A 25,801-nucleotide genomic window follows, 5' to 3' on the forward strand; every position below is an offset into this window, starting at 1 on the left:
AAAGCTATGGATTTTCGATGATTTTTCTCAAGCACTTCATCAAATTACCCGGTTCGAATACTTCAAGCACACCTTCGCGGATTATACACGATTTTACCCGTAATTCAAATTCCCTTTTTTAAAAAATTAATGCTGGATGCGTTTTTTATCATACTGTATGCGATCACTTCCACTGACTTTTTGCCATAACTTATCTGCAACACCTAGCAGGAAAGCACAACCCCAAATCATTAGTTTCACGGGAAACCTTATAGAAGGGAAAGTTTGTAAAAACTGTTTTGAGTTATATGTGTTATTAATCAATCTGTACATCGATGATTTTATGGAACTGTTAAAAATTAAGTAATCAATATTAAAGATATTAACGGGCCCCCATTTTTGTTTGTATTCCTCGCTCCCCCCCAAAAGATCCACTACCTCATACCCGTTAGCACAGGATTCTTCTATCATTTTATATGTAATAATATTTCCTACTGAATTTTTTCTAAACTTAGGATTCGTTGATAAAATATATGCTATCCTTGTACTTTGATCGATAATTCCAATTTCAACAGCGGCAATTTCTTCATTATGACTTAAGTAGGTAAGCTGTAAAATACCTCTGCTGAATAATCGACTAACTTTCTTAAGCATCAATTCTCTTTCTTCTAGGGACTCGAATTTACTTGGGGTATCTGTCGACTTCCATCTTTCACGGTGAAAATAGAAAAGTTTATTCATGATCGGTTCAATATCTTGTTCATTTATCACGCTATGATAATATAGATCCCCTTCTTTTTTTAGCCTTCGTTCAGATTTAAGTAATCCCTTTAAATACTTCTTACTGCATCTACTTTTTACTACTTCAAAATCCTTATCTAAAACCACTTTAGGAGAAATCAAGGCTTTTTTTCTTTCTATTCGTTTACTTTTCCGTTCCTTTATAAGGTCAAGTAAAGCAGTATCAAAACTAGAACCTTCTGGTAGATCCGACCACAGTATACAATCCCAATTTTTTTTGTCTTTATATATTTTATTCATCGCTATTTTTATTACCTGTTCAGGTGAATGGTTTTTTGACAAAATTGGTATTAAGTAATTTATATCACCAACACCAATAGGTCTTAACATGCGAAAACGTGTTTTTGCAAAGCTGCTTTCAGAAAGATACAACGGTATAATTCCGATTGTTTCATTTTTCTCCCTTATTTCTACAATGTAAGGGGTAACTTTCTCACTTTTCTTTTTATGTTCCCACCAATCACTCATCCACTCAACATCCTGAAATATTGTGGCTCCACGAAATCTATCCGGCAGATCATCCCATTTGGGCACTAATCTAAAAAGCGATTCTATTCGTTTATGAATAATAACATCCATCTCACAGCACTCCAAATCTTTAAGTGAGTTACTTCCCAACTTGCTCCATTATAACTAAAACTTATTTGCATTGCGTTATTTTTCCCAAGAGATTTTCCTGGCACTTACTTTTAGAAGACAATCTGTTCATTTTAAAGAACAGATATATATAAATAATAAGCTTTCTATAAAGCTATTGATTTTCGTTCAGTTTTCTCAAGCACCTCATCCAAATCAACCCGTTCGAATACTTCAAGCATACCTCCTCGGGTTGCGTTATAAATTTTAATATTGTGCTTATCTGCGTATTTTTTTGCTACTTTGTATGAGGTTGTCATCATATCTTGCGCAAGCGCAAAAGTAGGGTCAACATAATCATAATCCTTGAAATGGTGCTTCATATTCCCTCCATAATGACAATCAGCGCCAAGTAAATATATTTCTTTAAACCCCATATAGATAGCAATTTGTAATAGTGAATAAGTAATTGTAAGCCCACTATATACAGTCGCAAAAATATCTTTGCTAAATTTTGTAGTATAATCCGTGTTGTTCGGCCTAAGGTGATGTAACATGTTTAAGGGAAATATATAATGATTTTTTAAAATTTCAAAGTTATGTCCACGTAAGACATTATCACTAATAAACTTACACTCTACATCTAATTCATCAATATACTTTTTCATTAACCCATACACACCTTCATCCTGAATCCCATAATACGTTGGCCGCCAGTCAGTCTCGTTAAAGGCAAGGCAGATTGAGTTCATACTAATGGTGGTTTCACCGTTTAATTTATTTAAATCTTCAATTTTCAAACTTGGTCCCGTTGCGACGATAAAACACCGCTCACCATTATGCCTACCTTTAATGGTTTTCAGTTTCTCATATGGACTTTTCCGATAAATACCGGATGTTCTTAACATTCTTTTCGTGTTAAAGCTACACCGGCTCTTTGCATAAGGTAAAAAATCAAATTGGAATTTCCTAACCGCTTTAATTATAGAGTACATATGTTTGTTACTTTTCAATATAGCCTTTAACCTCAAATCCCTCACCCTTCACTTAAGCCTAAATTACATTTTAACTACAATCCAAATTCTCTTTTTTCTTTATTTAATACTGCATGCGGTTTTTTTCATACTGTATCCTTTCACTTCCACTTACCTTTTGCCATAACTTGTCTATAACACCTAGCAGGAAAACACTACCCCAAATCATTAGTTTTACAGGAAACCTTAAAAAAGGGAAAGTTTGTAAAAACTGTTTTGAGTTATATGTGTTATTAATCAATCTGTACATCGCTGATTTTATGGAACTGTTAAAAATTAAGTAGTCAATATTAACGACATTAACGGGCCCCCATTTTTGTTTGTATTCCTGGTTCCCTCCCAAAAAGTCCATTATTTCATATCCCTCTGCACAAGCCTCCTCCATCAATTTATATACGATAATATGCCCCACCGGATATTTCTTAAACTTTGGATTTGTCGTCCCAATATATAAAATTCTTGTTTTTTGATCTATAAATCCAAGTTCAACCGCGGCAATCTCCTCATTATGACTCAAGTAGGAAAGGTGTAAAATATCTCTGTTGAATAATCGTCTAACTTTCTTAAGCATCAAATCTCTTTCTTCTGGGACTTCGAATTTACTTGGGGTATCTGTCAACTTCCATCTTTCACAATGAAAATCGAAAAGCTTATTCATGATCGGTTCAATATCTTGTTCATTTATCACGCGATGATAATGTAAATCCCCCTCTCTTTTTAGCTTTCTTTCATAGTAATGTATTCCCTTAAGAAATTTCTTACTGCATCTACTTTTTACTACTTCATAATCCTTATCTAAAACCACTTGTGGCGAAATCAAGGCTTTTTTTCTTTCTATTCGTTTACTTTCCCGTTCCTTGATAAGGTCAAGTAAAGCAGTATCAAAACTAGAACCTTCAGGCAGATCCGACCACAGTATAAAATCCCAATTTTTTTTGTCTTTATATATTTTATTCATCGCTATTTTTATTACTTGCTCAGGTGAATGGTTTTTTGACAAAATTGGTAGCAGATAATTTATAACTCCAACTCCAATAGGTCTTAACATGCGAAACCGTGTTTTTGCGAAGCTAATTTCAGAAAGATACAACGGTATAATTCCGATCGTTTCATTTTTCTTCCTTATTTCTACAATGTAAGGGGTAATTTCCTCACTATTCTTTTTTTGTTCCCACCAATCACTCATCCACTCGACATCCTGAAATATTGTGGCTTCACGAAATCTATCCGGCAGATCCTCCCACTTGGGTACTAATCTATCAAGTGATTCTATTCGTTTATGAATAATAACATCCATCTCACAGCACTCCAAATCTTTAAATGAGTTACCTCTGCAACTTCTCAATTATAACTACATTTGTGCTAACCTAATTTTTGTCTAAGTTTTCTCTTTAACCCTAAAGCAAAAATGCCGCTCCTTATTATACTTTTCATTAATAATTGAATAGCAAGAGGCTTTTTTGAAAATCGTTTTGAATAATAGGTATTATAAATACTATAAATTAACCTAAAGAACACAGATCTTACTGAATAACTGAAGAACAAGTATTTAATATTAAATTTATTTGTCGTCCCCCAATTATATTTATACGGTTCATCCCCCCTTAGAAAATCTACAATATTATATTTCTTTTCAATAGAATCTAGAATTAAGTAATACATAATAAGATGTCCTACTTTATACTTTTTATAATCTGGATCCATTGCATGGATATAATAATAGATATTCGTACCATCTTTCATCCCAAAAAAAACTACCAAAATATTATCGTTATGGGTCAAGTAAACCAAGTACAGTAAGTTACTTTTAAAAAGACCTTTTGCCGCCTGCATAGCAAACTCTCTTTCTTTTTTATCTTCAAACTTGCTAGGCGTGCTTGTATCCTTCCATCTCTTACAATGTAACTCAAAAAAACTACTCATAACTGGTTCAATCTCAGTTTCCTTGTAAACTTTATGAAACTTAAGTTCACCCTCCCTTTTTAATTTTCTATCGTATCTCAGGAGACCTTTCAAAAAACTGCCGTTAAATTTTTCCACCACCATTTCAGTGTTCTTGTTGAGTACCAAGTGTGGGCAAATATTATCTTTTTTTCTTTCCATCAAATTCGATCTCTCTTGCAATTCATTCTTCAGTGCGAGATCAAATGTCGACCCCTCCGGAATATCCCTCCACTCAAAGTAATCCCAATTATCTTTATCTGCATATATTTTTTCCATCGCTTTTTTTACTATATCAGTTGATGAGTACCTCTTAGATAAGATTGGTACCAAGTAATCCGATTGATCGATACCGATTGGTCTTAATACTCGAAAATTAAATCCACAAAATTCATTATCAGAGAGATATAAAGGAATAATTCCAATCGTTTTATTTTCCTTTTTCACTTCTACAATATATGGAGTAATCTTCCATTCTTCTTGTTTATAATCCCACCAACTTTTGAGCCAACTAATGTCTTGGAAAACCGTTATTTCAAGAAAATCCTCTTTTAACTCTGTCCATTGTGGTAAGATTTCTTCAAGAGTATCAATATGCTTGTGTATAATTGCTTCCAAAGTTTTCACCTCTTCTAGTTTGTTAGATTCATTCTCAGATATACTTTTTCACTAAGGAGGTCAAAATAACCTAAAATAATTCTTTATAAAGAACAAATTGAGTATAAAAACCTAGCTGATAGGGCTTCAATTTATTATGTACATAATAATAAAAGATTTCTATTTTACTATATTATATAAGATGAAGCATTTTCTTTATTGTTCACTTCATATAATTTAAAAAAATCTATCCATGTTATTAAAAAATTCAAATCTCTTTTCCCCCTTTTAGGGTATTCTTGCAATCTAAGTAGAACAAACTCTAAGTAAAAAAGATATCTATAAAGATCTAAATGATTTTTTATACCTAACACCGACTTTGAATTGAATTGATCATTCTCTATTAAACGAAATTGAAAATTTTCAAAAGCCATATCTATTTCTTTTATAGTATTTATCCTTTTATCCTCATTTTGTCTAGAAACTTTATGAAACATTATATAAAAAAAATCAAAATATAAACTTCGCATATCGAGTGTATTCCAATCAATGACACCTAACCCTTTATTATTTTTAAGTATGTTCTGTTCCCATAAATCCCCGTGAGAAAAAAACAATTGTATTTCTTTTTTTGACGAAAAAATTGTTAGCTCCTCATTAATAAACGATAAAAATCCCAGTATAATTTTATTTTCGTTATTATCAAGGTTTTGATTTAAATATTTTTTGATAAAAAAGTCTATATTTCCAACTAGTTTTTGTTGATAATTTCTTAATATAATATCTTGAGGGGGTGTGCTTAATACTATATTCTCCAGTATTGGAAAGATTTCAATATTAAATTCATCCGCATTATCAAGCTCAATAAATAATGTCTTTAAATTTAAATAACGCTCCTTTATGAATCGTTTATTTATATCCCAACTAATTATATTTGGCGCTAAATTACACTTTTGAGCTTTTATACATTTATCAATACTTTCTTTTATATCAGCAATTGAGTTATTATTAGGGAAAACCGTTGTCACATCTTTTTTTCTAAAATTGATAACTTTATACTCACCTAACCGCAATAGAATTAAACAATTTCCAAAAAATGATGTAGTTATAATTCTGACTGAATCTTCTGACTTTCTATAAATACGCCTTTTTTTATAAAACAAATATGTGAATTGCAAAACACGTAGCCCCCTAACCAAAGGTAGAAAGCAATTAATCACATTATTCCTTGTTTTTCTTTCAAGAAATTCAAGCGGTTTTCCTTTAAAAAATAAATAATACATGAGAATTAATAAACCCTGATCTAAATTAATATATATTAAATCATCAACAAAAACATAGGTATAATCTTTCTTTTCTTTACATTTCTTAGTTTTGCTAATTATCATTCTTCTCCCCTTATTCCATTTTTAAATCTAAATTATTGATGACTGGTTTATTTTACGCACCATGGCATATCCAACTTTGTCACAGAAGATTTGGTAATGAAATATTGACTTATCCCATAAGGTCAATCAATTAAATATTGTTCATTTGAATTATAATCATTTCTTTTTTTCAAATTCGTTAATGACTTATAAAAAGGTTTTAAAATTTTCATTAACTTTCCTTCAGGGAGTTGACAGTGTTCAAATAATTCCATCTCTAAATTAGAAGTGATAGCTTGGCGTATAGTCTCCCCTTGTAAAAAGAATTGTTCTACATCTTGAGATTGATGGAAGGCTAACATTCTCCTTTTTATAACCCGCTCTTCTTCAGAGATATCAATGTTCATTTCTTTAAACTGATTTGATGAAGAGGACAAAAACTTTACATTATGCGCACCTAGTTGCTGTACTGGATTATACTCAGTCCATTCAAACACATTAGAATAATTAATCTTATTACAAATAGATTTTACAACAAAACTAGTCATATCATGATCGATATGCCCACCCTCAATACAATGAACATAAATACTCTGTGGATTTAATCCTTGTATAAGTTTACTAATATCAATAGTTAAATTTTTTAAATATCTTTGGATGCCCCCATCGGGATATCCCAAACAATAAATATTTTCATCAGGTATATTTATAAGCGATAATGCTTTAACTGCCTCCTTGTATCTCCTTTTCGCTATACTTATTGATTCATTTTTGCGCTTATGCCAACTTTTCCCCTCCCTGCCAGATCCATCAGTAACAAAAATAACTTTTATATTATCATCATTTTTACTATGTCTATATAAAATTGTGCCTAAACCTAAAACATCATCATCGGGATGTGCTGCAAATACCAGAACATCTGTACCATTAGCCCAGTTAGATGGAAACCTTCGCCCAAGCATTTTATCCGGATATCTATATAATCCCCTTACATATTCAACTACTTTAATACGGCTATCGTACTTATGGATATATTCTATTAATTTTATAACTATCCACTTTTTTAATTTTTTTATTATATGCATTAAACACATTCACCTCATATCGAAGCTAAATTATTTTATTCAAATCCCTCTATAGATAAAAAAAGTTTTCATAAGACTGGTCATATATTCTAACTTATTTTATACCCCAAATTACTTAAACAAATAGTCACCATTTTCCCTATGTCGAAGAAAATGGCATTCTTTACATAGCTGACCTTCCAATTCTATTGTCTATTGCGACCAATTTACCTTTATTTATTTTAAAAACAATATCACAATTTTCTATTGTGGTTAATCGATGTGCGATAATAATCAAAGTTTTTTCACCTTTTAAACTATAGATTGAATTCATAATTTCTTTTTCTGTTTCGTTGTCTAACGCTGAAGTTGCTTCATCCATAAATATTATTTCTGGATTATGGTATAACGCCCGAGCTATACCTATTCGTTGACGCTGTCCACCGGACAATCTTACTCCCCGCTCTCCGATAGATGTTTCTAACTTATCAGGTAGTTCTTCTACAAACTCCTTCAATTGGGCCTGTTCCAAGGCTCTTAAAACCTCCTTATCATCAATTAATTCAATATCACTCCCAAAAGCCACATTGGAACGAATTGTATCGTCTGATAAAAATATTGATTGCGGAATATATCCTATTTTTTGTTGCCATAATGTTTGTTGATCATATAAATTTCTGCCATCTATTAACACACTACCTTTTTCTGGTTTAAAAAGTCCTAGGATAATATCGACAAGAGTTGTTTTTCCAGCACCTGATTCACCAATAAACGCAACCGAGCTACCTATGGGTATTGTTAAAGATATATCTTTTACAGAGCATTCACTTTGATTAGGATAACGAAAAGAGACGTCACTCAGCCTAATTGAATCATTAAATGCTTTCTTCGTTTTGTTAGACACTATCGTTATATCAGGATTAGGATTGATATTGGATAATTCTTGTTTATTCTCAAATAAATCATCATAAATAACGGATAGTGCCGGCTGACTATATCTAATCGTAGTTATCATTGCCATAATACGATTTATCGATGGCATAAGTCGGAATGCTGCCATAGCAAATAAGGCCATCGTTGACACAATCTGCGTTGTTGTATTTTTATCTTGAAATATTATAATCAGCATTGTAATTAGGACAATAGCTACTAATAAAGTTTCAATAAACAATCGCGGTGTTTGTTCCAACATCATAATATACCTACTATTGTTAGCACTAATTTGACTTTGTTTTGTATAAGCATTAACAAAGAATTTTTCTTTTCCAGATACCTTTATTTCTTTGCTCGCTCCCAATCCTTGATTTATCCATTTAATCATCATACCACTTGCAATTTGTTGTTCTTTTCCTAATGCAATCATTTTCTTTCGGAAGACCTTGAAAAATAAAAAAACTCCTCCACCTAATAGGATTGAGGATGTTATTGTTGCTGTAGTCGCCGTAACTAATAGTAAGGATAGAATACAAAGGACTACAAGTCCCTCTGTGATTAACTGGAATCCAGACATCATAATTCCCTGCAAAACCTTTGGGATTTCCCTATTTACATTTCTAAGTAATTCAGAGGTATTTCTTTGTAAGTGAAAAGAATATGGTTTTGTTAAGTATTCGTTAAATAATCTTTCAGAAAGCTTTACTTGTTGATTTAATATTAATCTATTCTGTGTATATTGATATAAGAGTATATAAAAATTCTTTAAAACGAATACCAAAAGTAACACAACTACCGAAAATATCATAAACGAAGTTGTAGATTGAAATTTAAATAACTCATATATTTGAGCAATGATTGGTTGTTCTCTGATAATGTCAGGATTTGTTATTATACTTACAAGAGGAACTATTAAACCTATCCCTAACGTTTCAAGCAAGGCTGAGATTACCATCATGAATAATAATATTAACAACTTGTTTTTTTCCCTTTTATTAAATAGCATAAGTAATTTTTTAAAAGTAACCATTATTATACACACCTCCATATATATCAATTTTGTCATTAAAGGGGTGAAGCAATTAAAGACTAAATTATGTACAATCGTAATCCCTCAGGTCCTCTCTTGATTACAGGAAGTTCCATCATCAAAAGGGAAATTTGTATTATGCTCCCTTAACAAAAGAGCTATACAATTATTGATAAATTCTTCCGCCAATTGAATTGAATTTAAAATACCTACTTTTGAATCATTCAAAATAATGGTATACCTTTTGATTTTCATCAATTGTATTTATACTATCATTTAATAAATTTCCGCCTAATCTATCTCTTTCACTTTTATTAACTATTAATTTTTTAATTTTTATATATAGGTCTTCTTCGTGACAATTAACAATGAATCCATTATAACCATCCATAATTTGTTCATATGCACCTGTGAAATTTGTAGTGACAATTGGTTTATTTAAACATTTAGCTTCCGCTAACGTTAGACAATAACCTTCATGTCTCGATGTTTGAACATAAATATCTGACTGTAAAATATATGGATATGGATTTAACTTTGCTCCTAAAAGGAAAAAATCACTTTTTAAGCCGTAATCTTGAATTAATAGTTCATATTCTTTTCTTTCATTTCCTTCTCCGATGCAGTACCATCTAACATTATATCCTTCACTTCGTAATCTTGATAATACCTTTATCGCTAAGTCTTGACCTTTTTCTTTAGCTAACCTACCCACTGTTGTGATCTTTAATCCTTTAAATCCATCATCAAATTCCATTGGTATTTTAGACATTTCTATTATTAAATCTTTTGGAATGATATTAAAAAACACTTCAGTTTTCTTTGATATAGAAGGTATTTTCTCGATAAGAATTTCCTTTGCCTGTTGTGACACTGCAAAAATATTTGTATAATTTCGATATAACCTTTTATATAATTTTTTATTGATTTGGTGCTTATTTACATCAAAATGAACCCAAGATATTTTCTTACTTGCAGTTACTTTGTACGCAATATAATAATCAATAATATCTGTTGGTCCCTGATAAGATATTGCTATATCATATTTTGTAAGATTGTTAGGTACATTTTTTAAAACACTTCGATAATAGTAATGTCTATTATTAAAATACTTTGATATAAAGTATGCATAAATAAAGTACATTAACTTAATAAAACGTTTTTTGGTAAGATATCCTCTGACTGTTTGTTGAGGAGGTTGCATAATTATCGGCTGCACATCATTAAACCAAGGAGCTACTTCAACTTTCACCCACCCCGGGATATTATCTATAAACCCCCCTTTTTTTTCTAATAACATGAGTGTAATATCATATTTGTTTTTTGGAATATCTGCAAATAAAGAAAGTAGTGATTTTTCAACGCCTCCAACATTCATACTACTAACCATAAATAGTATTTTTTTCTTCATATTTCACCTCGAGCAAAGATGACTTTAAAAAGTAAAAAACCTTAACTCCTCTTGCACAAAATTCAAATAATTAATCTGTCCGCTATTCTATATAACTTTTCCATTTCTATCGTATTATCAACTATTTCTTGTTTAAGATTTTGTTTTATCTCTAGTCTTAATGTTTCCTTAGTTAGTAATCGGCTAATAGCATCAAACATCTCATTTTCATCAAAACTGACTATTATGCCGGTTTCACCATGCCTTATTTGTTCACTTACCCCATTTACTTTTGTTGTTATAATTGGCTTTTTTAGACACTTTGCTTCCATAAGAGTAATACAGTAGCCTTCATATCTAGATGGTTGAACATATAAATCGCACTGCTTAAGGTACGTATAGGGATTCGCTTCGGCTCCTAATAAAATAAAATAATCACTTAAATTATATTGTTCTATTAGATCCTCGTATAACTTCCTTGAATTTCCTTCACCAACACAATACCACTTAACCTTATATCCTTCTTTAATTAGCTTTGCTAATACTCGAATAGCTAAGTCTTGCCCCTTTTCAATAGATAATCTTCCCACAGTTAAGATTCGTATGCCATCAAATTTATCGGGAAATCCTTGACCTTCCTTCGATTGTTTTAATATCATTTCTGAAGAAATAATATTAAAAAACACCTCTGTTTGATTTTTTAACATAGGGACTGAATTGAGTAGTTTGCTTTCTGCCTCTTTAGATACTACAAAAATCCGATCAAACTTTTTGTAAATCTTTGCCGCAAAGTAATTATTAAAACCTATTTTAGTTACATCAAAATGAATCCACTGTATTTTCTTTTTAGCCTTTACTTTATGTGCAATAAAATAGCTTATGATGTCCATTGGGCCTGCATAAGCTACTGCGATATCATAATCAATAATTATTTCAGGATAATCTTTTAAAACATATTTATAAAAAAGACTTGTTTCCTTTGTAAACCCGGAAATAAAGTAGAAATAAAGCACGATAAAAGCCCGTATGAATTTCCCTTTTTTCAAGAAATCAATAGCAGTTACATGTAAAGGTCGCTCGAGTAATTCCTTTATATTGCTATATCCTTTGAAGTACTCAACCCTAACTCCACTCGGAATAGAATCCAAAAAACCACCATACTCTTCCAACATGAAAATTGTTATGTCAAATTTATCTCTCGGCATCTCAGATATCATATTAAGCAGTGCTTTTTCAGTCCCACCCACATTCATATTAATAAGCATGAAGAGGATTTTTTTCTTCATAAGCTCCCCTTTCTTCCTTACCTTATTAATTCATAAACCTTTTCTATTTCTTCAACATTTCCCTTTTTCTCGGTTTTCAAGTAGCTAATTATACTTTGTGTTAATTCAGAATTTTTTATCAAGCGCATAATCCCATTACAAACTGCATCTGCATTCATATCAACTACTAGTCCATTCTTCTCATCAATCATTTGGTTATAAACCGAATCAAACCTTGTTGTGACTACTGGTATATTAAGCATACGAGCTTCTGCAATCGCAAGGCCAAACCCCTCAAATCTTGATGTTTGAACATAAATATCACATTTTTTTATTATTGGATATGGATTTGCAGTGATTCCTAGCAAAATAAAATGCTTAGTTAAACCATTTTCTTTAACATATTCTAGTATTTCCTTCTTAAGAGGTCCCTCCCCCAATACATACCACCTGAAATTCACACCTTGTTCTTTTAACTTTTTACATGCGCTAAGTGCGATGTCATATCCTTTGCCGTTAGCAAGTCTTCCGATTGTAAGAATTCTTAATCCATCAAAATCATCATCAAATGTGTTATCAGCATCTGCTAAATTTGAAATTAGCTCATAATTGTTAATATCATAAATAACTTTTGTCTTTTCATTATAATTAGGGAAGGTTTCCAAAAATGCTTCTTTCGCTGAATTTGATACTGTAATTATTTTATTCATCTTATCGTAAAATAACTTTTGATACTCTTTTTCTTTTGGTGCCAATTTATATGTTGTATTTACCCATGCAAATTTTTTGTTTGCTGTAACTTTTTCCGATACAAAAAAGGTTGGAATACCTTGTGAATAACTGATTGCAATATCATAGTTTTTATCAATCTTTTCAATTACTTTCGAATTACATTGCCAAAACAACCTGGCCTTCAGCGTATTCCCACCTTTTTCCGTGCGTATGGCGAAAGAATATTTTACTCTTGAAAAAAGCATTTTAAAATCAAATTTTCTTATAGAATGCGTTATGGCTTCCTTTAAGTTTAAGCCAGTAAATTTGCTATATTCCAATGGTTCTAGAGTTGTTACTTCTTCAGGGACTAGATCTTTAAGTACCCCCCCATGAGCAAACAACATTAAATCCACTTCGTACTTAGAATAATCAAGCAACGATAATAAAGAAACTAGACTTTTTTCCGCTCCAGCACATTCTAGAGAGTCTATTACAAATAGAATCGTTTTCTTCATCTTATATATCCCCACTTCTTAGGTTTACCCTTTCTAATCCTTGTGTACGAGGTAAAATGTGCATCCTTTTTAAGTATTTACTAATAACAAGAAAACAGATATTTATAAAAGGATGTAAAGAAAACAAGTATAGTTGTGTTTTCAAATATATATCGTTATCCACAGCTTTTCTTAAAGAGCGAAAGTTTTCTTTTATATACTTTTTAATTTCCCTTCTATAATTTTTTTCCTTAATTTTATTTATGATTAAAAGGTTATAATGTATTAAAGATGTATTTAAAATTGATTTGTAGGAATCATTAATTAAATTTGCATAAAACTGTTCAATAAAATGATGCCTTTCCATCAAACCACTGATTATATCCAAGTTCCTTGGTGTGTATGTTGCAACTATGCTATCTTTTCGCTGAAAATAGTAGCATAATGGTTGGTTTAATTTTACATATTTATTTACTCTATACAGGACTTGGTACGTCCAATATACATCTTCAAATAAAACCCCCTTTTTAAAAGGTATATCTCTAATGATTTCAGTTTTATAAAGTTTACCCCATGCAAAGTTTTTAACTTTTTCTCCTGCAACTAACTCTGCCATTATCTCTTGATTTCCTAATATAATTGGATATTGATGGTTTTTACACTTATCAAAAAGCAAATGATCTTCATAAGCATAATAAAAAGCCGATTGAACAACATCAGCTTGATGATCTAAACTTAATTTTACTAACACCTCAACCATATTACTTTCTAACCAGTCATCACTATCTACGAAAAGCGTGTAATCACCAGTTACGTAATCCATCCCTTTATTCCTAGCATCCGATAATCCACCATTTTTTTTGTGAACTACTTGGATCCTATTATCTTTCACTGCATATTCCTCTATTATTTTTCCACAATTGTCAGGTGAACCGTCGTTTACCAATATTATTTCCAATTTGGTATATGTTTGTTCTAAAATACTATCAATACATCTATGAATATATTTTTCAACTTTGTAAATTGGGACTACAACACTAACTAATGGAAACATTATATCCCCTACTTTGAATTCTTCAACTTAATGATTTTCCTCATGCTCTTTTTTCCATTTAATAAATTCCAGCAATGTTTTATACTCTTCGAATTGTTCTTTTTCAACTCCTGATTCTTTGAGCTCACGAGCGAAATCAACCCACTCTTCATCTAGTTGTAATGGTTTTTCCTCTATACTTGAATTTAATAAAAGTCTTACATCAATATCCAATACTTTCGCTATTTTTTCTATTACATTAATAGACGGATTTTTATTTATGCTTCTTTCTATATTACTTAAATATGATTTTGCGATACCAGCTCGATCTGCTACTTCTGTTAAAGTAAGACCTTTACGTTTTCTAATTTCATAAATATTTTTCCCAATCATTTTTTTACCTCTTATCCTGATATAGGATGGGTCATCTTAACTCTTTCCATTATTGTCTTTTTAAGACTTTCGATCACCCTCAATTGTTCATGATTTGCCATATTAGATCCAGATGGAAGACAAATACCGGTTGTAAATAATTGTTCAGATATACTTAATTGTTCTTCATGCGGGTAGTATTTCGTTCCTTTAAAAAGTGGTTGTAAATGCAATGGTTTCCAAACGTGACGTGCTTCAATGAGATCATTTGCAAACGATTGAATTAATTCAGTTGCCGAAACCCCTGTCAATTTCTCATCAATTGTTAAAGTCGTTAGCCAGCGATTAGATAAAGTTTCTGCAAGTTCAGGCATAAAATAAATACCAGTTATCTTGGATAATTCTTTGTAATACTTTAAAAAAACTAACCTTTTTGACTTCACCCTTTCCTCTATTACCTCTAATTGAGCCCTGCCTATTCCAGCCAATATATTACTCATGCGATAGTTATATCCCATCTCACTATGCTCGTAATATGGAGCTTGATCTTTTGCTTGTGTTGCTAAAAAGCGCGCCTTCTGTATTGCTTCCACATCATTTGAAACAAGCATTCCGCCACCTGAAGTCGTAACAATCTTATTTCCGTTAAAAGAAAGAATCCCAAATTTTCCAAATGTGCCGCTTTTCTTACCTTTGTATTGTGACCCGAGTGATTCAGCTGCATCTTCAATCATAGGTACTTCATATCGATTACAAATAGCTAGAATCTCTTCCATTTTTGCACTTTGTCCGTATAAGTTCACCACAATTACTGCTTTTGGTAATCTTCCTGAAAGTTGTGCGTCCCTAAATGCTCTTTCCAATGCCTTAGGCGACATATTCCATGTTTCTGGTTCAGAATCAATAAAGATTGGTTCCGCACCTTGATAAAGAATCGGATTTGCACTTGCTACAAAGGTAAGAGTCGAGCAAAAAACCGTATCACCTGTTTTCACACCGCATAAAGATAGAGCTAAATGAATGGCTGCTGTTCCAGAACTGACAGCAACTGCATCTCCCACTCCTAAAAAGCTAGCCATATCCTTTTCAAATGCATCAACATTTGGACCGAGTGGAGCAATCCAATTTGTTTCAATTGCCTCCTGAATATACTTCCACTCATTACCAGTCAAATGTGGTGGCGATAGGAGAATTTTTTTATTCTTGAACTGATTCACAAATAACCTCCTCCATTTTATGTTTTTCTTTTACCTTTGCTGGAACACCGACCGCCGTTGTATTTGGAGGTATAGGATTGATGACAGCTGATCCTGCTCCAATTACGGACCATTGCCCAATTTCTATGTTTGGTATAACTGTTGCCCCAGCTCCAATATGCACTCCTTCCTGAATTTTAACAGCTCCTGTTAAAGTGGCACTTGGAGACAAATGTACAAAGTCACCGACAATATTATCGTGTTCCACTACTGAGCTTGTATTAATAATGACATGATCACCGATGTGGCTATCTGCATCAATAACTGCATGTGCCATAATGACTGATCCATAACCAATCGCAGCACTTGGACTTATAGTGGCCGTTGGATGAATAAGAGTTGCATAATATATATGCGGCAGGTTTAACTTATTAATGATTTTCTTTCTTACCTGGTTATCACCAATGCTAATAACAAACTTCACATCTTGAAACATACTCATAATTGTGTCTGCAAAAGAAATAGGACCAACAATTAGATTGCCTTTCTTACATACTTCTGTATGTTTATCATCTAGGAAAGCAACAAGCTTAATATTTTTATGCAACAAAACTAAGTCTTGAACAACTTTACCATGCCCGCCATCTCCGATTAATACAATATTCATCCATGTCCCTCTTTCAAAACTGACGTTGACCCTTTAAAATCTTCCATTGTGATATGGTCACTTTGATTTATCCCTTCCGAAAATAAAACTTTTTTTATTGTTAAAAATAAAATCTTCATATCTAAAAGAAATGACTGATTGTTCACATACCATAAATCTAATGCAAATTTCTCTTCCCAGCTTATCGCATTGCGTCCATTTACTTGTGCCCATCCGGTAATTCCGGGTTTCACTAAATGGCGATTTGCCTGTTCTTCTGTATATAAAGGCAAGTATTCCATCAATAGTGGACGAGGTCCTACTAAACTTAACTCACCCTTAACGACATTAATAAGTTGAGGGACCTCATCAATACTATATTTTCTAAGAAACTTTCCGAAAGGCGTTAACCTTATTTCATCCGGGTACAGCTCTCCCCATTGATCCCTTTCATCTGTCATCGTACGAAACTTATAAAGATAAAAAGGTTTTCCGTTTAAGCCAGGACGTTGCTGTTTAAAAAAAATAGGACTACCTAGTTTCAATTTGACAAGTAGTCCAACACAGATTATAAGGGGAAAAGAAATTATCAGAATAAATATAGAACAAAAGAAATCTAAGAGTCTCTTCATCTCTTTACAACTCCTAGTTGTTAATTTATTATTTCAAATAACGTCGCCAGTTTCGTTTGAATTTCATTCATCACATCTTCAAGAAGTATAAATTCCGTTTCCTGCCCCTTCATATATATGTCCTCCAACAATTCCTTAAATTGTTTTTGGAACTCCCCTTCATTCAAACTCATCTCTATATCTTCCTCACTTTTTCTATTGAGCAACTATTTTGTTAAAACTTCTCGGTTTAAAATATAGCCATTTGGATTTTCGGATTGCCATCGCCAAGAATCCATACACATTTCCTCAATTTCTTTTTCAGCAGTCCATCCTAGTTCTTGCCTTGCTTTAGATGGATCAGCATAGCATACGGCAATATCGCCTTTACGTGGTTCTACTATTCTATAAGGTATTTTGATATTCGCTGCTTTTTCAAATGCTTCCACGATTTCCAATACACTGTAACCCTTGCCAGTCCCGAGATTATATGCTTCCACACCAGTTGCGCTCGAGACTTTTTCCAAAGCTTTCAAATGGCCTTTTGCCAGATCGACTACATGGATATAATCTCTCACACCCGTACCGTCTTTCGTTGGATAATTATTTCCGAAAATATTGAGCACTTTTAGTTTTCCTATTGCCACTTGAGTGATATAAGGCATCAAATTATTCGGGATTCCGTTAGGGGCTTCCCCAATTAATCCACTTTCGTGAGCTCCGATTGGATTAAAATATCGTAATAAGGCAATACTCCAGTCTTGGTCAGATACGTAAAGATCATGCAATATTTCTTCAATCATTTGTTTCGTGCGACCGTAAGGACTCTGTGCTCTTAAGGCTGCATCTTCAGATATCGGAATACGTTCTGGCACTCCATATACAGTTGCAGAAGAACTGAATACTAGATTTTTAACATTATGTTTTTTCATTACGTTGCATAATTTAATAGTCCCATTAATATTGCATTCATAATACGTAAGTGGAATTTGTACGGATTCACCTACTGCCTTTAAGCCTGCAAAGTGGATGACAGCTTCAATATTATTCTCAATAAATACTTGCTCAATTGTCTTTTCATCCATTAAATCGCCACGATACACTTTGAAATCTCGCCCAGTAATTTGACCGACTCGCTTTATGGATTCAGGATGACTATTTCTATAATTATCAAGGACGATAATTTCATATCCTGCTTGCAATAATTCCACACATGTATGACTCCCAATGTATCCTGCCCCTCCTGTAATCAGTACTGCCATTTCGATCCCCCCTTTACATTAGCTCTCGATTAATTGATACAACTTTTCAATTTCCTTTTCATTCCCATAAAGATTTTTACTAACATTGAAAACGAGCTGCTCCCTTAATTGCTGATCATCTATAACTCTTTGCACCCCTGCTACAATTCCTTCGATATTCATTGGCGTGATTAAAGCATCATATTCGTCTAATGCTTGGCTTCGTGCAGTAGGAAAATTCGTAATCACAACTGGTTTTCTTAAAATTTGCGCCTCGCGGACTGTCACGGCCTTTCCCTCATATCTAGATGGCTGCACATATATGTCGCATGCTTTAATATATGGATATGGATTAATCTTTTTGCCTAATAAAAAAAATCTCCCTTTCAAATTTAATTCATTAATTAAGTTTTGGAGATCATGTTCGAGCGGCCCATATCCAATAACGTACCATTCTATGTCATATCCCTTTTTTAACAATTCCCTACAGGCTTTAATGGCCTGATCCATCCCCTTAGCATGTGATAGTCGACCTACCGTCACTAAAATTGTTTTCCCTGAGGATTTCTTTATTTCTGCCGGTTCTTCACGAAACGCTTGTTCATAAATGATTTCAGGTGAAAGAATATTTTCTATGACAGTTGTTTTTTCTTTAAATTTGGGGAAAAATCTCAAAAAGGTTTTGGAGCAATCCTCCGACACTGCCACAATCTGATCCACTTTATTCCACATTCGAGTTTCTAATTTTCTATTTACAAAAATATTAGAGTAATCTGTATGGATCCACCCAATTCTTTTCTTAGCATTAACTTTCCCTCCTATAAAATGATGTGGCCATAGGAATCCTATGGCCACATCATATTCTTTATGTAATTTTGGGAGAAAAGGATGGGACATTTCCCAACCGTATTGGATGTTCAAATAACCAGGTTCGTCAATCTTCTTTATTTGTCCTTGAAAAGAGCTCAACGTTTTAGCCAGTAATCTGGAAATCCCTATTTGATAGTGTCCTTCCTTAATAATTTGTTTGATCGATTTTCTGAATGTAGAATAATGAGGATTTTCAGCTAATAAATTTGGGCCAGAAGGCAATAGCGAAAAAAATTCTCCTTCGTGCTTAAAAAGCATTAAATCCACGTCATACTTATCATAGTCAATTGTTTGTAATAAGCCGATTAGACTTCTTTCTACCCCTCCTACTGCCAAGTCAAAGGAAGAAATAAGAATTTTCTTCTTCATATAGAACCTCTCACCTTTATAACCCATATAATTTTATCCAATCATGCACATTGTCATGAATGTTAAACCCTAGTTTTGAAACACTTTTAAAAATTGAATGTTGATTTGGCTGATCAATTTTTAAAGAGCTCTCCAAACTTTGGCACCATTTATCTACCCTTGTTCCAAGTGGTAAGTATGTGACAAGTCCTAATCCCATATCGGTGCTTTTTGGAACCGTGTCTGCTGCGATACATGGGGTACCGGCACATTGCGCTTCTAAAAGCACTATCCCAAAGCCTTCAAATTTAGATGGAAAAAGAAAAGTATCAAATGCTTTCATAAGAGCTGGTATATCCGATCTAACTCCTAAAAATTTAACATGATGTTCTAAACCTAATTTTTCTACTTCCAATTCAATAGATTCCCTTAAAGGTCCATCACCAACTAAAAGTGCAACATAACGAGGATCTTTCTTAACCAATTGTTTTAATACTTTTATTAAAAATAGATGATTTTTGGATTCGGAAAATCTCCCGATATGACCGATGATTTTTGAATTAGGTAATAAGTGAAGTTCTTCAAAAATTTGCTGTCTACTTTTTGTATCAGCTGTTAAAAATTCATCGATGTTAATACCATTTTTAAGAATATGAACTTGGGTTTTTCCACCGAATAAAAACTGTGCAGCCTCTTCACTGCAGCTGCACAGTTTTGTCGCGGAAATTTTTATTAAAAATTGTAGAAGCTTTAACATTAACAGCCCTTTGAATCCATTCTGCAGCCAGTTATTACTATGCGAATGACAGATTCTATGTTTGATTTTGCATAATTTTGCAGCTAGTGCAGGGAAGCCGCTTTGGAAATCGGTATGTGCGTGGACCGCGACATAATTATTTGTAGACATTACTTCGACCAAAGCTTTTACATAACGAAATGGCCCAGTAGTTCCAAGACTTGGAATCCGGTAAATTTGACCGCCCAACGCTTGAATTTCATGGTCAAAGTCACCAGGCTTTTCACTATGGGTAATAAAGTCAAATTGGATTCTTTCTCGATCTATCTGTCTATAAATATTCATGATAAGTGTTTCTGCACCACCTCTTTCCATTGAACTAACAACATGCAGCACCCTTTTTGCACTAACCATTTTTCTTTCTCCTAACTCCCAAAGTAATCACTTCTATACACTATATTTAAACTTATAACACTCTCAAAAAAGTAATATAAAAAATAACAGATTAACAATGCATAGTAAATGAGTCTTTGATCTTTTTGGTTAAATAGCTTTACAATCCATGAAATGAGAATTAATTGGTATAAAGTGAAGTAAATTCCAAATCTTGCAAAGATCCAATTTTGGGTTGAGATTATCATAAACATGAAACCAACAATAGCCATATTGACGATGTAGTCACTGCTTGGGAAAATACTTCTAAGTTTTTCTCTGCCGAGATAGGCGATGAATAAAGGAGTAGCATCCACTACAACACGAAGGATATTAGCCCCACCTTCGTCAAAATTGGAATAATGTCCATATTGACTATCTTCAATTGCTGCAAATAATAAAGATGAAAACTGGTGATAGCCAACTACAATCAATAAGGAAAATGCCAACAGAACTAAGGTCGCTTTTGACCATGCTTTATATCTTACGAAAAAGTAAATAGGAATTAAGATCAATGCACTTTGATGAAAGGTTGATGCCAAAAGAACAATAAAAAAATATTTAATCCAATTGCCATCGATTAAATATTTTGTCGCAGCAAATATAATAGCTGCCGCTAGTACTTGCCTAATCCCATTCATGGAAACTAAAAATAAGCCACCCGTAATGTATACATAAACGCTTAGTTCAATCATTCGTGAATATTTTAGAAATACAGCAATAATTAATACATTAGTTATCACAGCTGTTGTAAAAATCATAATCTGCGGGTCATCTGAAATCTCTTTTAATAGCATTTGGAGAATTCCAAAGCCTATATCCTTTTGTGAAAGAATAAATTCCCACGTAAAATCATTGATTTCATATATATGTTTATAAAAGAATGTATCTCCTATATTCGTCCTAAGTCCCGAGATGATTGTCAAAGAGGCCAGGACACCCGTCATTAATATTTTGTTCGGTTTAATGGGTACTGATGATTCTCCAGCAAATACAGGTTCACTAAAATATCTTGCAAAAAAAGATAATATAAAAACAATAACAAGGTTCAAATATAAAAATGTCATCATTCCGTTCCCTTCACAGAATTTCGACTAAGTCAGTGCCGTTTTTGTCTTGGACACTATATACAAATATAAAAGGGCTCCAAAGGGAATAGCGGTAATCGTTAAACCTCTATATGGCGCTTCACTTATAAATCTTTTATTCTTAATAAATAAACTGCTTGAAACATAATGGATTGCCTGCCTAAATTTAAAAGAAAGACTTGCAAATGGCAGTTTCATTAACTCTTTACGGTAAAAGGCAAACCCTTTAGGATTTTTTCGATATTGATGAAACATATTTAAGGACGAGCCATCCTGTAAATACTCGACGTTGCATAATACTTCATTCATAAGCAACATTTCATACTCTTGATCTAGCATAAAATACTTGTAGGCCAATCCTACATATTTCTCATTTTCAAAAAGAGGATATGGATATTGTTTTGTTAATTCTGTGCGATAAACAAGCTTCTTATCTCCTGTTACTCCGTGATGATTGTACAGATCGAATAGTGTTGAGGTTTTAACGGTTACAGGTAATGTTGTTCCGATTATTTCATTATCTGTATTTGCATCAAGCCCAATTATGCCACTGACATTGTCACTCCCGTATTTCTCCCAAAAATTTTTTGTTTTTTCAACTGCATCATCCGGCATATAATCATCAGAATCAATACATACGTTTAATTCAGTATCGATAAGTTCATAGGCTGTATTATGCGCTCCATGCATACCTTTATTTTCTTGCCAATGATAATGAATCTGAATTTTATTCTCTCTTATCCATCCTTCAACCAGCTCTTTTGTGTTGTCCGTTGACCCATCATCAATGATAAGCCAACAAAAATCGTTGCTTGTTTGCCGTAAAAGACTTACATAACAGTTCACTAAGCAAAAGGACCGATTATAGGTTGGAGTAAAAATGGTTAGTAATTTTTTCATTTATTTCATCCTCAGCAACTTAAATAAAAACTCTCCATCTTTTTTGCGGTATCACGTATATCATAGCCACTACTAATTAATGAATCATATTCTGGAATCCTCGGTGTTTTTTTGGATACTGCTTTTTGGATTTTTTTTATCCACATATCCATATCCTCGAGCGGAGCGTATTCTATTAAGTTCATTCCAAGATCTACTTCATTAGAAATCCGATCAGAAATTATACAAGGCAATCCGGCACCTTGCGCTTCAATCAAAGAAACAGGCAACCCTTCATGTAAGGATGGAAAGACAAATAAGTCCATCCCCTGAAGAATTATTTCTATGTCTTTACGGAGCCCTAAAAATCTCACATTTTTTTCTAAGTGCAGACTTCGAATCTTTTTTTCTATTGGGCCGCGTTCTTCCCCATCTCCTACTAATAATAAAACAGCATTTTTATTCAACTTAATGAATTCCGCAAATAGATCAATTAGAAATGGATGATTTTTTTGTTTGTTAAATCTTCCCACATGGCCAAGAACATAATCATTATCTTCTAGGTTCAATTCTAATCTTACTTGCTTTCGAATAGCCTCCGAATATATAAATTTGTCATATTCAATGCCATTTTTAAGAATCACCGTATTATTTGATTTCTTATTAAATAACCATTTTGCTGCATCATTGGAACAGGCGAAAAAAGTTGTAGCATTTGTCGAGATGAAATTTCCGACTAACCATTTATATGTCCTTGCTGCAGCTCCACCTTCACTTCTCGTGTTATGGCTGTGCGAAACCCGAACTGGGATACCTGCCTTTTTCGCTTCACGCAACACGATTCCACTCATCTTATCCAAGTGTGAATGGATGATTTTATAATGGGAATTATCAGTAAAAAACTGCCTTAATTCTTGTATATAATTAAAATGACCTACATCAGAAATGTAGGGAATTCGATGAATTTTCCCACCCAACTCCTTAATCTCATCATCAAAATCTCCCGGCTTACACGTTAAAAAATCAAATTGAATGTTTGACCGATTAATATTCCTGTATATATTCATAACTAGGGTTTCGGCTCCACCACGATTCATATTGACTGCAACATGCAACACCCTTAATGGACCGCCCACTGAACATCCTCCATCTCATCCATCACATTTTTATAAACAATCATTTTCTCTTCCAACACTTTATTCAAGCTATATTTTGCTAGGATGATTTTTCGACTTTGTGCTCCGTATTGCTTACACATCGATTTATTTAAAGCCAGTTGAACAATCCTATCAGCGACTTGTATTTTATCTTTTTCTACAAGCCATCCGTTCATATTGTGAGAGACAAGTTCTCGATGTCCACGATTATCAACCGCTACGATCGGCAAGCCACAAGCCATCGCTTCCATAACGTTGACTGGCAAGCCTTCTCTAATACTTGAAGCAACTGCAATATCACTCATTTTCAGCAATGAATCAATATCTTCACGTTGTCCTAGGAAGTCAACGAATTGTTCCACCTCTAACTTTTTTGAAAGTTGTTTACAATGCTCTATTAGCGGCCCATCGCCAGCAAAAACAAGTTTTATTTTCGGAACATGCTTCTTTATTAATGGTAATGATTCAATTAAAAGCTGTTGATTTTTATTTTTATTAAATTCAGCCGCGTAAAACATTAAAAAAGTATCATTTTCATAATGATACTCAGCTCTTAATACTAATTTATGAAATTCTAATATCGGTGCAAAGCGCTCTGTATCAACACCAACTCCGTGAACATGAACGATTTGTTTTGCTTTAAACTGATTTTTTGCAAGCGTAAAATCTTCTTCATTTATTGTTAGTAAGCAATCCGTTATATACGCAAGTGTTTTTTCAATCGGATAATAAATGAACCAATTTATGAAAGGTGCTCCTTTACAAAAATGAAATCCATGTGCGGTATAGACAACTTTTGTACCATTTTCCCTTGCCTTTTTAGCAGAAAGACGCGTCAAGACTCCACCCATTGGTGTATGACAATGGATAATATCATAATCATTTAGATTAATGATTTCTTTTAACTCTTTAAATGCTTTAATATTTTTTGTTTTGAAAGGTGATCGTTCAATCGGAATATGATATTTCTTATCTACATATGGTATTTCCAAATAACCTGCCGCGGCGACGTGAACTTCCCATCCTTGTTCCTTAAACCATTTTAAATAAGGAAGGTGAAAGGAAGTAAAATGTTCATCAATCGTAGCACAAAATAATATCCTTTTATTCATCCGTTTCACCTAATCAATTGTCGTTCGAGTATTGATGTTAGGTAATCAAGAAGATCTTTTCTTAAATCTTCCCTTTTTAGAGCAAACTCAATAGTTGTTTGAATGAATCCCATTTTTTCCCCAACATCATATCTAGTTCCTTGAAAATCATAAGCAAAAACAGCTTCATAATGATTCAATTCGGCAATGGCATCTGTCAACTGAATTTCTCCACCCGCTCCTGGTTTTTGATTAGATAATATATCAAAAATCCTTGGATTTAGGATGTATCTACCCATAATAGCAAGATTTGAAGTTGCCTCTTCCTCGGATGGTTTTTCTATTAAGCTATCGACACTGTAAAAACGGTCTCCTATCATATTCCCATCAACAATTCCATATCTTGAAACTTCGTTTTTCGGAACAGATTGAACCCCAAGGATCGAGGCGTTATATCTCTCATATTGTTCAATCATTTGTTTAAGACACGGTTTTTCGGCTTGCACGATATCATCGCCCAGTAATACGGCAAATGGTTCATTTCCGACAAATTTTCGTGCACACCATATAGCGTGACCTAATCCTTTTGGTTCCTTCTGGCGAATATAATGAATATCTACTAATTGGGAAGACTTTTGAACCTCGTTAAGAAGAGCAAATTTCCCTTTTTCAAATAAATTTTGTTCAAGTTCAAAGGAATGATCAAAATGATCTTCAATCGCCCTCTTTCCTTTTCCCGTTACAATCATAATATCTTCAATACCTGAGTCGATCGCTTCCTCAACAATATATTGAATCGTTGGTTTATCCACAATAGGCAGCATTTCTTTTGGCATCGCCTTCGTTGCAGGCAGAAATCGTGTGCCCAACCCTGCTGCAGGAATGATTGCTTTTCTTACTTTCATATACATATCCC

General features: G+C 33.1%; 24 protein-coding genes. All 24 read right to left on the reverse strand.

The annotated features are described in order from the left end of the window. Positions 1 to 126: 126 nt before the first annotated feature. The 24 genes from KHA96_RS17855 to galU all read right to left on the reverse strand — a co-directional run bounded on the left by KHA96_RS17855 (position 127) and on the right by galU (position 25,790). Complete coding sequence (locus tag KHA96_RS17855; RefSeq protein WP_213130700.1) at positions 127 to 1,359, reverse strand: GNAT family N-acetyltransferase; 1,233 nt, start codon at positions 1,357 to 1,359, stop codon at positions 127 to 129. A 164-nt stretch (positions 1,360 to 1,523) separates the two neighbouring features. Then, positions 1,524 to 2,351 (reverse strand): 6-hydroxymethylpterin diphosphokinase MptE-like protein, encoded by an 828-nt coding sequence (locus KHA96_RS17860; protein ID WP_349305809.1) that lies wholly within the window; start codon positions 2,349 to 2,351, stop codon positions 1,524 to 1,526. Between the two features lie 103 nt (positions 2,352 to 2,454). Further along, positions 2,455 to 3,687: a GNAT family N-acetyltransferase gene (locus KHA96_RS17865; protein ID WP_213130702.1), complete on the reverse strand. Its 1,233-nt coding sequence runs from the start codon at positions 3,685 to 3,687 to the stop codon at positions 2,455 to 2,457. A 65-nt stretch (positions 3,688 to 3,752) separates the two neighbouring features. Continuing rightward, a complete protein-coding gene (locus KHA96_RS17870) occupies positions 3,753 to 4,949 on the reverse strand; it encodes a GNAT family N-acetyltransferase (RefSeq protein WP_213130703.1) in 1,197 nt (398 codons plus the stop codon). A gap of 167 nt (positions 4,950 to 5,116) precedes the next feature. Then, positions 5,117 to 6,316, reverse strand: coding sequence for a phosphotransferase (locus tag KHA96_RS17875; protein WP_213130704.1), 1,200 nt, complete (start codon positions 6,314 to 6,316; stop codon positions 5,117 to 5,119). Positions 6,317 to 6,438: 122 nt separating this feature from the next. Next, a complete protein-coding gene (locus tag KHA96_RS17880; protein ID WP_213130705.1) occupies positions 6,439 to 7,380 on the reverse strand; it encodes a PIG-L deacetylase family protein in 942 nt (313 codons plus the stop codon). A 163-nt stretch (positions 7,381 to 7,543) separates the two neighbouring features. Then, complete coding sequence (locus tag KHA96_RS17885; protein ID WP_249315728.1) at positions 7,544 to 9,322, reverse strand: ABC transporter ATP-binding protein; 1,779 nt, start codon at positions 9,320 to 9,322, stop codon at positions 7,544 to 7,546. Positions 9,323 to 9,542: 220 nt separating this feature from the next. Beyond that, complete coding sequence (locus KHA96_RS17890; RefSeq protein WP_249315730.1) at positions 9,543 to 10,733, reverse strand: glycosyltransferase; 1,191 nt, start codon at positions 10,731 to 10,733, stop codon at positions 9,543 to 9,545. A gap of 62 nt (positions 10,734 to 10,795) precedes the next feature. Further along, on the reverse strand, positions 10,796 to 11,998 hold the full coding sequence (locus KHA96_RS17895) for a glycosyltransferase (RefSeq protein ID WP_213130706.1): 1,203 nt from the start codon (positions 11,996 to 11,998) through the stop codon (positions 10,796 to 10,798). 17 nt (positions 11,999 to 12,015) lie between these two features. Continuing rightward, a complete protein-coding gene (locus KHA96_RS17900; RefSeq protein WP_213130707.1) occupies positions 12,016 to 13,206 on the reverse strand; it encodes a glycosyltransferase in 1,191 nt (396 codons plus the stop codon). A gap of 1 nt (position 13,207) precedes the next feature. After that, positions 13,208 to 14,239: a glycosyltransferase family 2 protein gene (locus KHA96_RS17905; RefSeq protein WP_213130708.1), complete on the reverse strand. Its 1,032-nt coding sequence runs from the start codon at positions 14,237 to 14,239 to the stop codon at positions 13,208 to 13,210. A 27-nt stretch (positions 14,240 to 14,266) separates the two neighbouring features. Continuing rightward, entirely contained in the window at positions 14,267 to 14,611 is a 345-nt protein-coding gene (locus KHA96_RS17910; RefSeq protein WP_213130709.1) for an XRE family transcriptional regulator, read from the reverse strand. Between the two features lie 11 nt (positions 14,612 to 14,622). Then, on the reverse strand, positions 14,623 to 15,807 hold the full coding sequence (locus KHA96_RS17915) for an aminotransferase class I/II-fold pyridoxal phosphate-dependent enzyme (RefSeq protein ID WP_213130710.1): 1,185 nt from the start codon (positions 15,805 to 15,807) through the stop codon (positions 14,623 to 14,625). Next, positions 15,788 to 16,453: an acetyltransferase gene (locus KHA96_RS17920; RefSeq protein WP_213130711.1), complete on the reverse strand. Its 666-nt coding sequence runs from the start codon at positions 16,451 to 16,453 to the stop codon at positions 15,788 to 15,790. The genes KHA96_RS17915 and KHA96_RS17920 overlap by 20 nt, the downstream gene beginning before the upstream one ends. After that, positions 16,450 to 17,064 carry a sugar transferase gene (locus KHA96_RS17925; protein WP_213130712.1) on the reverse strand — a complete coding sequence of 205 codons (615 nt, stop codon included), beginning with the start codon at positions 17,062 to 17,064 and terminating at the stop codon, positions 16,450 to 16,452. Before KHA96_RS17925 ends, KHA96_RS17920 begins: the two co-directional genes overlap by 4 nt. 20 nt (positions 17,065 to 17,084) lie before the next feature. Beyond that, a complete protein-coding gene (locus KHA96_RS17930; protein ID WP_213130713.1) occupies positions 17,085 to 17,237 on the reverse strand; it encodes a YwzD family small protein in 153 nt (50 codons plus the stop codon). 33 nt (positions 17,238 to 17,270) lie between these two features. Continuing rightward, on the reverse strand, positions 17,271 to 18,305 hold the full coding sequence (galE, locus tag KHA96_RS17935; RefSeq protein WP_213130714.1) for a UDP-glucose 4-epimerase GalE: 1,035 nt from the start codon (positions 18,303 to 18,305) through the stop codon (positions 17,271 to 17,273). A gap of 18 nt (positions 18,306 to 18,323) precedes the next feature. Then, a complete protein-coding gene (locus KHA96_RS17940) occupies positions 18,324 to 19,523 on the reverse strand; it encodes a glycosyltransferase (RefSeq protein WP_213130715.1) in 1,200 nt (399 codons plus the stop codon). Between the two features lie 16 nt (positions 19,524 to 19,539). After that, on the reverse strand, positions 19,540 to 20,652 hold the full coding sequence (locus KHA96_RS17945; protein ID WP_213130716.1) for a glycosyltransferase family 1 protein: 1,113 nt from the start codon (positions 20,650 to 20,652) through the stop codon (positions 19,540 to 19,542). A gap of 11 nt (positions 20,653 to 20,663) precedes the next feature. Then, complete coding sequence (locus KHA96_RS17950; RefSeq protein ID WP_213131082.1) at positions 20,664 to 21,737, reverse strand: EpsG family protein; 1,074 nt, start codon at positions 21,735 to 21,737, stop codon at positions 20,664 to 20,666. 27 nt (positions 21,738 to 21,764) lie between these two features. Further along, on the reverse strand, positions 21,765 to 22,658 hold the full coding sequence (locus KHA96_RS17955; protein WP_213130717.1) for a glycosyltransferase family 2 protein: 894 nt from the start codon (positions 22,656 to 22,658) through the stop codon (positions 21,765 to 21,767). A gap of 11 nt (positions 22,659 to 22,669) precedes the next feature. Beyond that, complete coding sequence (locus KHA96_RS17960) at positions 22,670 to 23,773, reverse strand: glycosyltransferase family 1 protein (protein ID WP_213130718.1); 1,104 nt, start codon at positions 23,771 to 23,773, stop codon at positions 22,670 to 22,672. After that, positions 23,758 to 24,906, reverse strand: a complete 1,149-nt coding sequence (locus tag KHA96_RS17965) for a glycosyltransferase family 4 protein (RefSeq protein ID WP_213130719.1) — start codon at positions 24,904 to 24,906, stop codon at positions 23,758 to 23,760. Before KHA96_RS17965 ends, KHA96_RS17960 begins: the two co-directional genes overlap by 16 nt. A gap of 5 nt (positions 24,907 to 24,911) precedes the next feature. Further along, complete coding sequence (gene galU / locus KHA96_RS17970) at positions 24,912 to 25,790, reverse strand: UTP--glucose-1-phosphate uridylyltransferase GalU (protein WP_213130720.1); 879 nt, start codon at positions 25,788 to 25,790, stop codon at positions 24,912 to 24,914. Between the last annotated feature and the right edge of the window lie 11 nt (positions 25,791 to 25,801).

The organism is Bacillus sp. FJAT-49711 (assembly GCF_018343715.1).
Taxonomy (GTDB): Bacteria; Bacillota; Bacilli; order Bacillales; family Bacillaceae_C; genus Lederbergia.

Coding starts and splice junctions, on each gene's coding strand:
- KHA96_RS17910 (WP_213130709.1), bottom strand. CDS start 14,611: ATGATTGGGAAAAATATTTATGAAATTAGAAAACGTAAAGGTCTTACT.
- KHA96_RS17930 (WP_213130713.1), bottom strand. CDS start 17,237: ATGAGTTTGAATGAAGGGGAGTTCCAAAAACAATTTAAGGAATTGTTG.
- KHA96_RS17855 (WP_213130700.1), bottom strand. CDS start 1,359: ATGGATGTTATTATTCATAAACGAATAGAATCGCTTTTTAGATTAGTG.
- KHA96_RS17945 (WP_213130716.1), bottom strand. CDS start 20,652: ATGGTTAGTGCAAAAAGGGTGCTGCATGTTGTTAGTTCAATGGAAAGA.
- KHA96_RS17940 (WP_213130715.1), bottom strand. CDS start 19,523: ATGAAGAAGAAAATTCTTATTTCTTCCTTTGACTTGGCAGTAGGAGGG.
- KHA96_RS17875 (WP_213130704.1), bottom strand. CDS start 6,316: ATGATAATTAGCAAAACTAAGAAATGTAAAGAAAAGAAAGATTATACC.
- KHA96_RS17920 (WP_213130711.1), bottom strand. CDS start 16,453: ATGAATATTGTATTAATCGGAGATGGCGGGCATGGTAAAGTTGTTCAA.
- KHA96_RS17905 (WP_213130708.1), bottom strand. CDS start 14,239: ATGTTTCCATTAGTTAGTGTTGTAGTCCCAATTTACAAAGTTGAAAAA.
- KHA96_RS17950 (WP_213131082.1), bottom strand. CDS start 21,737: ATGACATTTTTATATTTGAACCTTGTTATTGTTTTTATATTATCTTTT.
- KHA96_RS17925 (WP_213130712.1), bottom strand. CDS start 17,064: ATGAAGAGACTCTTAGATTTCTTTTGTTCTATATTTATTCTGATAATT.
- KHA96_RS17900 (WP_213130707.1), bottom strand. CDS start 13,206: ATGAAGAAAACGATTCTATTTGTAATAGACTCTCTAGAATGTGCTGGA.
- KHA96_RS17880 (WP_213130705.1), bottom strand. CDS start 7,380: ATGCATATAATAAAAAAATTAAAAAAGTGGATAGTTATAAAATTAATA.
- KHA96_RS17860 (WP_349305809.1), bottom strand. CDS start 2,351: ATGTACTCTATAATTAAAGCGGTTAGGAAATTCCAATTTGATTTTTTA.
- KHA96_RS17955 (WP_213130717.1), bottom strand. CDS start 22,658: ATGAAAAAATTACTAACCATTTTTACTCCAACCTATAATCGGTCCTTT.
- galU (WP_213130720.1), bottom strand. CDS start 25,790: ATGAAAGTAAGAAAAGCAATCATTCCTGCAGCAGGGTTGGGCACACGA.
- KHA96_RS17895 (WP_213130706.1), bottom strand. CDS start 11,998: ATGAAGAAAAAAATCCTCTTCATGCTTATTAATATGAATGTGGGTGGG.
- KHA96_RS17890 (WP_249315730.1), bottom strand. CDS start 10,733: ATGAAGAAAAAAATACTATTTATGGTTAGTAGTATGAATGTTGGAGGC.
- KHA96_RS17885 (WP_249315728.1), bottom strand. CDS start 9,322: ATGGTTACTTTTAAAAAATTACTTATGCTATTTAATAAAAGGGAAAAA.
- KHA96_RS17965 (WP_213130719.1), bottom strand. CDS start 24,906: ATGAATAAAAGGATATTATTTTGTGCTACGATTGATGAACATTTTACT.
- KHA96_RS17865 (WP_213130702.1), bottom strand. CDS start 3,687: ATGGATGTTATTATTCATAAACGAATAGAATCACTTGATAGATTAGTA.
- galE (WP_213130714.1), bottom strand. CDS start 18,305: ATGGCAGTACTGATTACAGGAGGGGCAGGATACATTGGGAGTCATACA.